Source organism: Yaniella halotolerans DSM 15476 (assembly GCF_000420805.1).
GTDB lineage: Bacteria > Actinomycetota > Actinomycetes > Actinomycetales > Micrococcaceae > Yaniella > Yaniella halotolerans.
Genome location: NZ_ATVQ01000004.1, coordinates 141990 through 155756 on the forward strand (window position 1 = coordinate 141990; position 13767 = coordinate 155756).

At 56.6% G+C, this 13767-nt stretch carries 9 protein-coding genes; 3 read left to right on the top strand and 6 right to left on the bottom strand.

Annotated elements, in window-relative coordinates; translation table 11 throughout:
• The first annotated feature begins 26 nt into the window (after positions 1 to 26).
• Genes G583_RS0112390 through G583_RS0112400 form a run of 3 tightly spaced genes read left to right on the top strand, consistent with a single transcriptional unit; the run spans position 27 to position 4651 of the window.
• Entirely contained in the window at positions 27 to 1496 is a 1470-nt protein-coding gene (locus G583_RS0112390) for an NCS2 family permease (RefSeq protein ID WP_022871498.1), read from the top strand.
• An 18-nt stretch (positions 1497 to 1514) separates the two neighbouring features.
• A complete protein-coding gene (locus tag G583_RS0112395) occupies positions 1515 to 3680 on the top strand; it encodes a S9 family peptidase (protein ID WP_022871499.1) in 2166 nt (721 codons plus the stop codon).
• An 8-nt stretch (positions 3681 to 3688) separates the two neighbouring features.
• Positions 3689 to 4651, top strand: a complete 963-nt coding sequence (locus tag G583_RS0112400) for a diaminopimelate dehydrogenase (protein ID WP_022871500.1) — start codon at positions 3689 to 3691, stop codon at positions 4649 to 4651.
• An 89-nt stretch (positions 4652 to 4740) separates the two neighbouring features.
• Here the strand turns inward: G583_RS0112400 and G583_RS0112405 are convergent, their stop codons facing one another.
• The 6 genes from G583_RS0112405 to purN form a co-directional block, all read right to left on the bottom strand.
• Complete coding sequence (locus G583_RS0112405; protein WP_022871501.1) at positions 4741 to 6963, bottom strand: NADP-dependent isocitrate dehydrogenase; 2223 nt, start codon at positions 6961 to 6963, stop codon at positions 4741 to 4743.
• 290 nt (positions 6964 to 7253) lie between these two features.
• Positions 7254 to 8723 (bottom strand): class I SAM-dependent RNA methyltransferase, encoded by a 1470-nt coding sequence (locus G583_RS0112410; RefSeq protein ID WP_022871502.1) that lies wholly within the window; start codon positions 8721 to 8723, stop codon positions 7254 to 7256.
• 384 nt (positions 8724 to 9107) lie between these two features.
• The gene (locus tag G583_RS0112420; protein WP_022871504.1) at positions 9108 to 9833 is read right to left on the bottom strand and encodes a GAF and ANTAR domain-containing protein; all 726 of its coding nucleotides are present in this window, start codon (positions 9831 to 9833) and stop codon (positions 9108 to 9110) included.
• A gap of 147 nt (positions 9834 to 9980) precedes the next feature.
• Positions 9981 to 11354 carry a magnesium transporter gene (gene mgtE / locus G583_RS0112425; RefSeq protein ID WP_022871505.1) on the bottom strand — a complete coding sequence of 458 codons (1374 nt, stop codon included), beginning with the start codon at positions 11352 to 11354 and terminating at the stop codon, positions 9981 to 9983.
• Positions 11355 to 11383: 29 nt separating this feature from the next.
• The gene (gene purH / locus G583_RS0112430; RefSeq protein ID WP_022871506.1) at positions 11384 to 13042 is read right to left on the bottom strand and encodes a bifunctional phosphoribosylaminoimidazolecarboxamide formyltransferase/IMP cyclohydrolase; all 1659 of its coding nucleotides are present in this window, start codon (positions 13040 to 13042) and stop codon (positions 11384 to 11386) included.
• 59 nt (positions 13043 to 13101) lie between these two features.
• Positions 13102 to 13707: a phosphoribosylglycinamide formyltransferase gene (gene purN, locus G583_RS0112435; RefSeq protein WP_022871507.1), complete on the bottom strand. Its 606-nt coding sequence runs from the start codon at positions 13705 to 13707 to the stop codon at positions 13102 to 13104.
• Positions 13708 to 13767 lie beyond the last annotated feature (60 nt).

Here is a 13767-nt window from a genome sequence, read left to right on the forward strand (position 1 = left end):
GGGGATATTCGTTCTAGGATATTCCCATGTCTTCGCAGCGCACACTGAATCACCGGGACCTCGAACCCAAGAACAAAATCGACAAGTTCTTCAAAATTTCCCAGCGGGGTTCGTCCCTGGGTGCCGAGCTTCGCGGTGGTCTCGCCACATTCTTAGCCATGAGCTACATCATCGTACTCAACCCGCTCGTCCTCTCAGGACAAGACACCGCCGGTGACACGCTTGGCATCTCGGCGGTCGCAGCATCGACCGCACTGATCGCCGCCGTCATCACCGTGCTCATGGGACTCTGGGCGAACCACCCCTTCGGATTGGCCGCCGGCCTCGGCGTGAACGCACTGCTGGCCATCACCATTGCAACGACCCCGGATCTCACGTGGCCTGAAGCCATGGGGCTCGTGGTTATCGCCGGTGTGGTGATGGTTGTCCTTGTCCTCACCGGTTTCCGCGAAGCAGTCTTTCGGGCCGTTCCGGAAAGCATCAAAACCGGTATCGTGGTCGGTATCGGTTTCTTCATTGCCCTCATCGGCTTGGTCAACGCCGGTTTCGTACGCCGACTGCCTGATGCTGCGGGTACCACGGTTCCCATGGGCCTGGGCATCGACGGGGAGCTATCCGGCTGGCCCATTTTGGTCTTCATCGTCGGGTTCTTCCTAACCGCCATCCTGGTGGTGCGCAGGGTGCCCGGAGCTATCCTGATCGGCATCGTCGGTGCCACGATCCTGGCTAATATTTTTGAAGCCGTATTCGACATCGGCCCGTCTGTAGATGATCAGGGCAATGTGAATCCAGAAGGTTGGAGCCTCGTTGCACCGGCTATGCCGGACTGGACGGTTCCGGATCTGAGTTTGCTGGGCAACTTCTCCTTTGGCGCCTTCTCTTCGATCGGCTCCATCGCGGCCGCCCTCTTAGTTTTCGCCATTTTGCTGTCAGTGTTCTTCGATGCGATGGGCACTTCAGTTGGTCTGGCACGTGAGGCAGGCAATGTTGACAAGGACGGCAACATTCCCCGTCTGGATCGCGTTCTACTCGTCGATGCACTCGGTGTCACGGCCGGTGGTGCTGGCTCAGCGTCGTCGACTCAGATTTTCGTGGAATCCGGCACTGGCATTGGCGAAGGTGCCCGCACCGGTTTCGCTTCCGTGGTCACCGGCCTCCTCTTCTTGGCCGCCATGTTCCTCACCCCGCTGATCTACCTGGTGCCATTCGAAGCCGTTGCCCCCGCCCTGGTCGTCGTTGGTTTCATGATGGTCTCGCAGGTATCCCAGATCGACTGGTCGGATATGGGCGCTTCCCTCCCGGCATTCCTCACCTTCGCCCTGATGCCTTTCACCTATTCGATCGTCAATGGCATCGGCGCCGGAATCCTCGCCTATGCGATCATCCGCACCGGCCAAGGTCGCGCTCGTGAAGTACATCCCCTGTTGTGGGTTGTGGCCGCCGCCTTTGTACTATTTTTCGGAATGGGCGTATTCGAAAACCTCCTGGGCATCTAAGTACCTATAGTGGAGACTATGACTTTTACCCCTCCGAAAGCCCTTCAGAAACCAGTAACTGCCACGTATCATGGCATTGAACTGGTAGACAATTGGGACTGGCTCAAAGATCCCGACGATCCAGAAACGATCGCGCACCTGGAAGCAGAAAATCAGCACACCGACACGGTCACTGCCGATCAGCAACCGCTGCGCGACGAAATTTTCTCCGAGATCAAATCCCACACCGTAGAAACCGATATGTCGGTGCCCTCCCGCATCGACAACTGGTGGTACTTCACCCGCACCGCAGAAGGCGCCCAATACGCCGTGCACTGCCGGGTGCCGGTAGAAAATGATTCGTGGGAGCCGCCACAAATCCAACCGGGCGTGACCTTAGACGGCGAACAGGTGTTGCTGGACGGCAATGTTGAAGCCGAAAAGGTCGCGTTCTTTTCGCTGGGTTCGATGACGGTCTCCCCCGACGGTAACCTGCTGGCCTACCTCGTCGACGAAACCGGCGATGAACGCTTCACACTGCGACTACGCGACATCACCACCGGTGAGCAATTGCCCGATGAAATCTCCGGGCTGTCCTACGGTCTGGCGTTCGACCCTGCTGGTGAACGTCTGTTCTACCTGGAGCCTGACGCTGCGTGGCGTCCCTACCGGCTGAAGTCCCACCGGATCGGCACCCCGGTGACCGACGACATCCTGCTCAATGAAGAATCTGATCCCCAAATGTGGAGCGGCTTTGGAGTAAGCCCGGATAAAACCAAGCTCATTTTAGAACTGGGTAACTCCGAGGTTGCCGAAACGTACGTAATGGACCTGACGGATCCGGCTGCGTCATTGGAATTGCTGATTAGCCGCGATGTTGGTTCCCTCCACGATGTCCTGCCGGTAGGTGGCCAATACCTGATCACCCACAACCGGGCCGCCGATGGCACGCCGCTGCCGAATAATGAAGTCGCGGTGGTGGATGCCGCGTCTATTCATGATCGCTCAGCCTGGCAAACCGTGTTCGAGCACTCCCCCACGATCAAACTCGATGGTGTTGGAGTCACTCGTGAATATCTTTTTGCTGCGGTACGTGCCGAAACCACACCGCGCATGTGGGTACTGCCGTTAGAAGGCATCGGGACACCGGATCAGGCCAAGGCTGTCGAGCCCGCATTTTCCGAGGAACTGTACTCAGCGTTTCCGCTGGGTCAGCATTACGATTCGCCATATATTCGGCTGGCTTACACCTCCTGGATTACCCCGGCGCAGATCCTGGATTACGATCCGATTAGCAAGGCGTCTCACCTTCGTCGGCAAACGGAGGTTCCCGGTTACAACGCGGAAAACTATTTGGTCGAACGCTGGTGGGCCCCGGCCGAGTCTACGGATCGCCGGGTGGCCATCCCGTTGACTGTCATACGCCACAAGGACATCGAGTGGGACGGCAATAATCCGGCGTTGATGTACGGATACGGTTCCTACGAAGCCTCGATGGACCCGGGTTTTGGTGTCGCGAGGCTTTCACTGTTGGACCGCGGCGTCGTCTTTGTTGTCGCCCACGTCCGCGGTGGTGGCGAATTGGGTCGGGCTTGGTATGAAGATGGCAAGAAACTCGCCAAAAAGAACTCCTTCACCGATTTTGTGGATGCCACTCGATTCGTTGCGGCTTCGGGATGGGTACATCCCGATAGGATCGCCGCCATGGGCGGGTCCGCTGGCGGTCTGCTGATGGGTGGCGTACTCAATTTGGCGCCGGAACTCTATCGCGTCTGTGTTGCTCAGGTGCCGTTCGTCGATGCGTTGACGTCGATTCTTGATCCAGATCTTCCCCTCACCGCGTTGGAATGGGAAGAATGGGGCAACCCAATCGAGGACGAGACGGTGTTTAACTACATGCTCGAGTACACGCCGTACCATAACGTGGCCGAGGCTAACTATCCGGCTATTGCCGCAGTAACCTCACTGCACGATACCCGGGTGCTCTACGTCGAACCGGCCAAGTGGGTGCAGCAGCTGCGCGAGACGGTGACCTCGGATCAAGAGACTCCACTCGAACAGGGTGGCTCACCCATCGTATTAAAAACTGAGATGGAAGGTGGCCACGGCGGTGCCTCGGGTCGCTACCGTGCCTGGGAGGACCGCGCCTGGGATTACGCCTTTCTACTGACCGCAGTCAACGCTCAACAACCAAGATTTCACTAGGAGAACGCATGACCATAAAAGCTGGAATTGTAGGCTACGGTAACCTCGGCCAGGCCGTTGAATACCTGATCAATGCCCTCGATGATTTCGAACTCTTCGGCATTTTCTCACGCCGTTCAACACTCGATACTAACGCCGCCGTCTACCCGGTAGCCGACGCCTATAAATACAAGGACGACGTCGACGTGTTGTTTTTGTGCATCGGTTCAGCCACGGATATCCCAGAACAGGCCACGAGCTTTGCCGAGCACTTCACCACCGTCGACACATACGACAATCACTCCAAGGTGGCTGAGCACTACGCGGCCATGGATCAGGTCGCCCGCACCAACGACAATGTTTCAGTCGTCTGCACCGGCTGGGATCCAGGCTTGTTCTCTATGAACCGTGTGCTGGGGCTTTCCTTGTTCCCAGAACCGGTACAGAACACGTTCTGGGGCAAAGGTCTGTCGCAGGGCCACTCTGATGCTGTTCGCCAGGTCGCTGGTGTCCAGCGCGGTGTACAGTACACCATTCCTGCGCAGTCGGCGATCGATCAGGCTCGTACCGGTGACGGTCAGGGTCTATCGAAGACAACTTCGCACGAACGCATCGTGTATATCGTTGCCGATGAGGCCGAGCAGGATCGTATTCGAAAAGAGATCGTGACGATGCCAGACTATTTCGAGCCCTATGACACGACCGTGCATTTCGTCTCGGATGAGGAGTTCGAACGCGACCATCAGGGCGCACCACACGGTGGCTATGTCATCACCACCGGCGACCTGCAGGGTCATAACGCCAAGGTTGAATTCAGTTTGGCGCTGGATTCGAATCCGAACTTCACTGCCGCAGCTATGGTCGCATTCGGACGTGCGGCTGCGCGCTTGCGAAAACAAGGCAACGTGGGCGCCTACACGGTGTTGGAAGTACCTCCATACTTGTTGAGCCAGCAGTCTCTGCAAGACATGATGGAGACCGGTCTGGTCTAGTACTTCGCTGCTCTTAATAACTGCGCCCCGCTACCGGCTTGGTAGCGGGGCGCAATTGTTGTCACAGCATCATGCTGTGCACATTGGACTTAGGAAGCCAAGGTGTTGATAATGCGGTTCAGGGTAACCGATGGACGCATGACCTCTGAAGTCATGTCATGATTCGGGTAGTAGTAACCGTTGATGGAAACTTCCTTGCCCTGAACTTCATTGAGTTCCTTGACGATTGCCTCTTCATTGGAGCGCAATTCTTGAGCAACTGGTTTGATCGCTGCAGCCAAATCAGCGTCTTCGGTCTGTGCTGCGAGCGCTTCGGCCCAGTACAGTGCGACGTAGAAGTGTGAACCACGGTTATCGAGTTCGCCGACTTTACGTGACGGTGAGCGACCTTCTTCGAGGTACAGCCCTGTGCCAGCATCCAGTGCATCGGCCAAGACCTGTGCACGGGAGTTGTCAGTAGCTGTTGCGAGGTGCTCAAACGAGACCGCCAGCGCAAGGAACTCGCCCAGCGAATCCCAACGCAAGTGGTTTTCTTCGAGCAGCTGCTCGACGTGTTTTGGAGCGGACCCGCCGGCACCGGTTTCGAAGAGTCCACCGCCGTTGAGCAGTGGCACGATCGACAACATCTTGGCCGAGGTACCCAGTTCGAGAATCGGGAAGAGGTCGGTCAAGTAGTCACGCAGAACGTTCCCGGTCACCGAGATGGTGTCTTCGCCCTTGCGCAGACGATCAACGGTGTACTGGGTGGCGCGTTCTGGGGCCATGATCTTGATTTCTAGACCATCGGTGTCGTGATCGGCCAGGTATGTTTTTACCTTTTCGATGAGCTGTGCATCGTGTGCGCGCTCGGCATCCAGCCAGAAGATCGCCGGGGTCTGGGTTGCACGTGCGCGGGTAACGGCCAATTTGACCCAGTCACGAACTGGTACGTCTTTGGTCTGGATGGCGCGCCAGATGTCACCGGCTTCAACCTGGTGGCTCATCAACGCGTTGCCTGCGGAATCAACGACTTCCATGGTGCCGTCTGATTCCAGGACGAAGGTCTTATCGTGGGAGCCGTATTCTTCGGCCTTCTGTGCCATGAGTCCAACGTTTGGCACGGTACCCATGGTCGTTGGGTCAAATGCTCCGTTGGCGCGGCAGTCTTCGATGACTACCTGGAAGACACCGGCGTAGGAGGAGTCTGGAATAACGGCCAGGGTGTCCTGGGTTTCGTCGTTCTTATTCCACATCTTGCCGCCCGAACGAATCATGGCTGGCATGGATGCATCAACGATGACGTCGGATGGGACGTGCAGGTTGGTGATCCCGCGGTGTGAGTTCACCATGGCCAGGTCAGGGCCGTTGTTGTAAGCATCTACGATTTCGTTACGGATGCCTTCGGCGATGTCAGAGTTCAGGTCGCTGAGGCCGGATTCTATGCCAGCCAGGCCGTTGTTTGCTGAAAGACCGGCTTCATGTAGCTGCGGTCCGAATTTCCGGAAGACTTCTGGGAAGTAGGCTTTGACGATGTGGCCAAACAGAACCGGGTCCGAGACCTTCATCATGGTGGCCTTCAGGTGTGCTGAGAAGAGCACGCCCTCGTCTTTAGCGCGGTTGATCTGTTCTGCTAGGAACGCGTCCAGAGCTTTGGCAGACATGAACGTCGAGTCCACGATTTCGTCTTTGAGGACCTTCAGACCGTCCTTGAGCACTGTGACGTTGCCGTCGGCATCGGTGTGCCGAAGCGTCAGGGTATCGTTCTGACCCATGGTGACCGACTGCTCGTTGGAGAAGAAATCGTCCTTACCCATCGTGGCGACGTTGGTTTTGGAATTCTTGGACCATTCACCCATGGAGTGTGGGTTGTTCTTGGCGAACTGTTTGACCGCACGTGGTGCACGACGGTCCGAGTTTCCTTCACGCAGCACAGGGTTTACGGCAGAACCCATAGCGGTGGAATAGCGTTCACGAATGTCACGCTCTTCGTCTGTGGTGACTTCGTATGGGAACTCTGGCAGATCAAAACCTGCAGCCTGGAGTTCTTTGACCGCTGCGACAAGCTGTGGCACTGATGCCGAGATGTTTGGCAGCTTGATGATGTTTGCGTCTTCTTCTTTGACGAGCTCGCCGAGTTCTGCCAGCGCGTCGTTGACCTGCTGATCTTCTGGCAACACGTCATTGAATGCGGCCAGGATACGGCCAGCAAGGGAGATATCCCGTGTTTCCAGTTCTACACCGGCCTTAGAGGCAAACGCGCGGACGATTGGCAAAAAGGATGCCGTTGCCAACATTGGCGCTTCGTCGGTGTAGGTGTAAATGATCTTTGACATAGATGAATTATCTCCTCATGATTCAAGCGCCCATTGGGTGCCGGGCACCTCACAGTTCCTCCCCTAATCTAACGCACCTTGACTCCCCAAGGACTCAATATGCCATTTTCGGTCTGGAGTTAAGCCACCTGCGGGACGATTAGTCCACTCCGCGCATACCTCTGTGGACCGGACGGGCGATTAACAGCATCACGACGCCAATGCCGATGGTGACCGCACCCAGGGTTCCAAATACGTACCTTCCGTATCCGCTGAGTAAAACCTGGCCAGCGACCCGCGGCCGTTGATGTTCATGGTCGGGTGAAGACGCTGATCGACTCGATACGGTGCGTATTTGGGTGCAGATCAAATACATTGACGCTAGTCAGCTGCCATCCGTAGGTATCCAGTCGACGTATGTCCCGGGCCAACGAAGCTGGATCACACGAAACGTAGACGATTCTGTCGGGGTTGAGCTGATGAATACGGTTGATAACGTTCCGACCGGCACCGCTCGGTGGCGGAGTTAACACCACTGTATCGAGTCTGCGGCCGGCGAGGCCGTCTTTCGTGAGTGCAGCTTTCGGAGACTCCAGCCAGCTACTGAGTGCTCGGGTGATCGAGCGTTTCAGCACGACTGCCTGAGGCACTCCCTGGAGGTTGTGGCGAGCATCTTTACTTGCTTGAGCAACAGGATCTACAGACATCACCATGCCCTCTGGTCCCACCGCATCGGCCAGGTATGCCGACAGCATGCCTACTCCGGCGTATAGGTTGGCTACAACTTGCCCCGGTTTTGCATCGATAGCTGTCATCGCCGCCTCGGTGAGCGGTGCCGGAGCGTCGCAGTGCTCCGGCCAAATTCCCCTGCCCGAAACTCGGAAGGTTTTGGTACCGAAACGTTTCGATACAACCTCTTCCTCCACCCATGGACGGCCGCTGAGTTGAGTAATCGCTGCCAAACGCTTACGTTTTTTCGATGGGATAAGAACCATGGCCGAGACATGTCCTGGCAGTTTGGTTAATTGTTCCTGCCAGCGCTGGGTATGCTCTAGCAAAGTAGATTCAGTCTCGGAAACCTCCGGCAAGGGGACGATGATGATCAGTACTTCACGACCATGCCCCGGTGTGATGAGTTCCAACCGAGACGCTCCAGAGAAGTTGATTCCCCAGAGTTGCAACGCATTAACTTCGGGGGTAGCCATCGGTAAATTGCTCACGGGAACAGTCGCCTGACTGCGGTGGACAAACATTCTCAATCTACCGGTTGAAGAGACCGCGAATGTGTTGCGGGTACGCCAGCCCAATCCCCCGGAGAAATCTTCTTCCAAACCATGGACCTGGACCTCTACATCTTGACTTCGCTGATTACCGAGTCGAGCCAGAGTATCTCGAAAGACTTGGGCCTTTAGCCGACGTTGATGTTCTAAGACAATATGGCCGTATTCAGCTCCGCTGACGGGTCGGCGGCCTGCCGGATAGGAGCGCTTCGGGTCAGCAAGTTTCCAAGGGTGGGCTCTACGAAATTCCGATGGTTGGACCACGCTTATCGCATCGGCCCACCATAACTGTGCCGAGGGATCCGATTCCGTGAGCTCCGCGACCACGATCTCACCGGGTATCGCGTGGCGAACGAATATCACTCGACCCTCGTGACGCGCGACGCAATGCCCGCCATGTGCCATCGGGCCGACTTCGAGGGTCAGTTGAACGGGTCGTTTGATTTCCCCCGATTCCGAGGCAGGTTCGATTTGTGTAGTTGTACGTAAGATACTAGTCATGTGAGTCTGTGGTCTCCTACCGCGTTGCCAGAAGTGTTGTCTGATCGTGCTGCATGAGACCGCTTGGATTCTGGGGTGAGTGGTCAATTGAGCGCCTCGATGGCGAGTATTGGCTGGGCACACTGTCTGGAGTCGAGGCGGCGGCATCCAAGGAGAAAGAACTCCTGGCGAAGATTAAATGCGCGTCATGTGACAACGCGGCGGACCAGGGACGTGCATAAGTGTAAATATTAGGGTGCAGTGGATGTCTCACAACCCCTCCTTGAGGTGGTGTTGAGAGCTCGCTGCTGAACCCGTCATTCAATCAACTTATCACGAAACTTCGTAGATTCAAGCGAACCGAGACGAATTCGCCACAGTAGTACCGAGTTTCAGTCTGAGACATTAGGCTTCGAAGGCGGTGGCGGGTTTTGCTTGTCCAATAGATGCCACAATTTCTTCAGCAAGAATCCGTAATTTGATATTGCGGTGACTCGAGGCTCGTTGCAATATCGCAAAAGCCTCGTCTTGGCTACACCGACTTTGGACCATGACAATTCCGATGGCGATATCGATTGCGGTGCGCGACTCCATCGCAGCTTGTCGATGTGCGGCGTTCTCAGCGTGTGTGGTGATGCGTAACGCGATCTGCACAACTTTTGCCGCCAACCGTGCGTATTGCTGGGCCTCAATGCTGTCTGCCTCTGTGAAAGCGTTGATGTGCTCGGAATAGAAATTCATAGCGGCCTTGGCTTCGCCTGCCAGAGGTAGGGGGACGGCCATGATGCTACGCAGGTTACTGTCATGCACGGTTTTCATGTAGTGCGGCCAGCGTGTTTCGTACCGAGTATCCGCAACCAATATAAACGTGCCGGTGCGCTGGGCTTCCAAACATGGGCCCTCGTCGAACCCTGCCTGAATTTCATCGAGGTTCATGGCCTGTGCCGAACTGCTGGCCACAACGGCATTCCGTTTGGGACGCTGCATTGTGACACCACACAAGACGGAGGCTCTACGGCTGAAATGCTGCGCTGTGAGCCGGGCTACTTCATTGAGGAAATCAGAGATCTCATGATCCTCCAGTAACAGATCGTGCAGCGCCTGGGAAACGTCAGGTTCATTAGCATTCATCAAGGCACCGTCCTTCGGGGGCAGACACCGTCACCGGTGTCTCGAATCTTCTCAGTCTAAGCCAAGAATGTGGGCGAAATCTTGGCACAACCTCACTGTGCGACAAAATATACGCTTCGGTCCATTCGACCGACCACATAGGACCCATTAAATCCCCAGAATTGTTTTGGCAATCAAAAAGTAAACGATCAGCCCGAGCGCATCGACGACGGTCGAGATGAAGGGGTTGGAGAAGACGGCTGGATCCACCCCGATTTTGGAAGCGATGAGCGGCATGATCGAGCCCACCGATGCAGCCAGGGTACAGATAACGACCAGTGTCGCACCAATGACGACTCCGAGTTCGACGTCGAAGAAGATCGAAGCTCCGATGAACCCCAATGTTCCGAGGAGTAACCCAAGCGTGAGCCCAACTAGCGCCTCACGAGAGATCACACGCAGAAAGTCTCGCGTCGTGACTTGGCTTAGGGCAATCGCACGGGTCACCGTGGTGGCTGCCTGGTTGCCGGTATTACCACCGGTACCGGTCAGCAATGGCACAAACAGGGTCAGAACGACCATGGCTGCCAAAGTGTCCTCGAAATAATCGAGCACTTGAACGGTCAGCACGGCACCGATACCGAGCACGAGCAGCCAGGTCACACGGGATTTCACCAGGTGCATGACCGATGTCGACAAGTAGGGCTGTCCCAACGGTTCCGCACCACCGGAGCGGAAGGTATCCTCAGACTCTTCTTCTTCCAGAATCTGCTGAGCATCTGCAACGGTGAGCATCCCGATAAGCCGGTCAGCTTCATCCACGACCGGCAATGCTTGCACGCGATCGTGGACCACGGTCCGCGCGGCGTCTTCAGCATCATCATGGGCGTGGACGGTCTCGGTCGGCTCCATAATGTCGGATATCAGCTCATCCGGTTCGGCACGCACCAGTCGCGGTAGATGAACCAGTCCCAGGACCTTATGCGACGTGGAGCCAACGGGCAGCACCGACAAGTGGTCGATCTCGTGCTCAGCCACGGTGACATCACGAATGATGTTTAACGCCGTTGCGGCAGACATATTCGGAGTGAGCTCCTGTGGTACAGCCGCCATACGGCGTCCCACCGAATCTTCGGGGTATCCCAGAATCTTGCCGGCAGCATTTCGTTGAGCCTCTCCCAAGCTGAAGAGGAGTCGCTGAGCAACTTCTGCCGGTACTTCGTCGACAAGACGAGCCTGGGTCGAAGATTGCAGCTGGGAGAACAGATCTTGGGTATGTTCATCGGCTAACCCGTCAATCAGATCCGATTGCAGGGAAGGCTCCATGTTGCCGAAGACTTCGACGGCAACATCTTTATCAAGGAGCCGGAAGGCCATCGGCATGATTGCCGGTGGCGTTCTATCCAGCAGTCGTTCTACCGTTGCTACACGCATGTCCCGCAAGAGTTCAGCCGCGGTCGCATATTCTTTCGCACGTAAAAGATCCCAGAGTTCTTCCTCTTGCTCTGCGAAAACTGCTTCAGCTGATCTGAGATCCGACATACGTACCCCTTAGCTATTTCTGTGGGTGGTTATCCGTGATAGAAGTGGCGGGCTCCGGTGAGGTACATGGTGATCCCCGCGGCATTGGCAGCTTCGATGACGTCGTTATCACGCATTGAACCGCCAGGTTGTACGACGGCGCGCACCCCGGCATCAATCAGGATCTGCAGGCCATCTGCAAACGGGAAGAAGGCATCGGAGGCAGCAACGGAACCTCTCGCTCGGTCAGGGGCATCGGTTCCGGACACATTTTCGGCACCGCCGGGTGCGGAAACATCTTGTGCGCCGGTCGACGCTGCACCCAAAGTATTGGCACGTTCGATGGCGAGACGGCAGGAGTCTAAACGGTTGACCTGTCCCATACCTATCCCGACGGCGGCCCGATCTGAGGCCAACAGAATCGCGTTCGATTTTGGCGCGCGTACAGCTTGCCAGGCAAAGACGAGATCCTGCATGGTCTGCTCGTCGGCGGGCTCACCTGCAGCAAGTTCCCAGTTCGCTGGATCGTCGCCGGCTGCCTGGTAAATATCGGAATCTTGGACGAGCATGCCCCCGGAAATCTGCTTAAATTCTTTGGTGTCCGGGGCAAAGTGCTCTGGGAGTTCCAGCAGCCGAATGTTCTTCTTCGCCGAGAGGATCTCGCGAGCTTCCGGGCTAAAGCCGGGAGCAACGACGACTTCGGTGAAAATATCTTTGACCTGGTCGGCCATTGCAGCTGATACGGGACGGTTTGCAGCGATGACACCGCCAAATGCTGACACGGGGTCGGTCGCGTGCGCTTTTTTGTGTGCATCAGCGATCGCGTCCTCGGCATCATTCGAGGCAACGCCGAGTCCACACGGGTTAGCGTGTTTGATCACCGAGACGGCTGGTTCGGTGAAAGCATAGGCTGCGCGAACAGCGGCGTCGGCATCCACATAGTTGTTGAAGCTCATGGCTTTGCCGTGCAGCAGGTGGGCCTGGGCTATACCAGGATTCGGTGTAGCTGCGGTGTAGATTGCGGCAGGCTGGTGCGGGTTTTCACCGTATCGTAGCGACTCTTTCAGCTCGAGTGCGTGGCCGGCATAAGAGGGGTGGGCTGCGTCGTCGAAGTTTTCGGCCATCCAAGTGGCCACCGCAGTGTCATAAGACGCGGTGTGCGCGAAGGCTTCCACCGCTAGACGACGGCGTGCATCGAGGTTGAATCCGCCGTTGGCTACTGCTGTGAGGATGTCGTGGTAGGCCTGAGGGTTGGTCACGATGGCAACCGAACCGTGGTTCTTGGCCGATGCGCGCACCATGGTCGGACCGCCGATGTCGATCTGTTCGATGACTTCTGGTTGGCTAGCGCCTGAGGCCACCGTTTCGACAAACGGGTAGAGGTTGACCACGACGAGGTCGAATGGCGCGATATCGTGTTCGGCCAGCTGGTCCATGTGATCGGGCACATTTTTATCGGCGAGCACACCAGAGTGGATGAACGGGTGCAGCGTTTTGACGCGACCGCCCAGCACCTCGGGGAACCCGGTAACTTGGGAAACTTCGGTGACTGGCACGCCTGCAGACTGGATCATTGCGGCGGTGGAACCGGTGGAGACGATCTCTACTCCGGCACTCGACAGACCCTGGGCTAGTTCGGCTAATCCGGATTTGTCGTAGACGGATATTAGCGCGCGCTTTACCGGGATTTGATCCAGCGTATTGGTCACAGGGTGCTCCTTATACAGTGTTTGCTAACCGATTGCGGTTCAACTCTACTCGCGTCATTCTAGCGCGGTTTGGCATACGAACGGATCAGTGCAGTCGGTGCGGTGCCGGTGGCCAGCACCGCAAGATTGTCGAGCAGCATCTGCCGTTCTGCACGTTTAATGTTCTCGTGCAGGCTCGCTTCGTCGTCGTCTACAGCGATCGTGACGGCCCGCTGATCGAGAATGGGACCGGTATCAACGCCGGCATCGACCAGGTGCAAGGTCGTACCCGTCACTACAACTCCTGCTGCGAGCGCATCGGCGACAGCTCGGGCGCCAGGAAAGGCCGGGAGCAGTGCGGGGTGGGTGTTGATGAATTTTCCGGCAAACCGGTCGATGAAGGACTCCCCCACGATGCGCATAAGCCCTGAGGACAGCACGATATCCGGTTGATACTGTGCGACCGCCTCTGCCAGGGCCGCCGTCCATGCTTTGCGAGAATCATACGCGTGGTAATCAACGACGAAAGTCGGGATCGAGGCATTTTTTGCCCGGGAAAGTCCGTAGGCATCGTGCACGTCGGAACCGACCGCAGCGATGTCGATGTCGAGATCTCCGGCCGCCACAGCATCAAGAACTGCCTGAAAATTGGATCCGGAACCAGAAAGTAATACCACCAAGCGCATAGGCTCTAGTGTAAAGAAAAGCTAGCTAAGCTGGTGTATTGACGGACAGAAGTCTTTGCA

Coding starts and splice junctions, on each gene's coding strand:
- G583_RS0112405 (WP_022871501.1), bottom strand. CDS start 6,963: ATGTCAAAGATCATTTACACCTACACCGACGAAGCGCCAATGTTGGCA.
- mgtE (WP_022871505.1), bottom strand. CDS start 11,354: ATGTCGGATCTCAGATCAGCTGAAGCAGTTTTCGCAGAGCAAGAGGAA.
- G583_RS0112420 (WP_022871504.1), bottom strand. CDS start 9,833: ATGAATGCTAATGAACCTGACGTTTCCCAGGCGCTGCACGATCTGTTA.
- G583_RS0112390 (WP_022871498.1), top strand. CDS start 27: ATGTCTTCGCAGCGCACACTGAATCACCGGGACCTCGAACCCAAGAAC.
- G583_RS0112410 (WP_022871502.1), bottom strand. CDS start 8,723: ATGACTAGTATCTTACGTACAACTACACAAATCGAACCTGCCTCGGAA.
- purN (WP_022871507.1), bottom strand. CDS start 13,707: ATGCGCTTGGTGGTATTACTTTCTGGTTCCGGATCCAATTTTCAGGCA.
- G583_RS0112395 (WP_022871499.1), top strand. CDS start 1,515: ATGACTTTTACCCCTCCGAAAGCCCTTCAGAAACCAGTAACTGCCACG.
- G583_RS0112400 (WP_022871500.1), top strand. CDS start 3,689: ATGACCATAAAAGCTGGAATTGTAGGCTACGGTAACCTCGGCCAGGCC.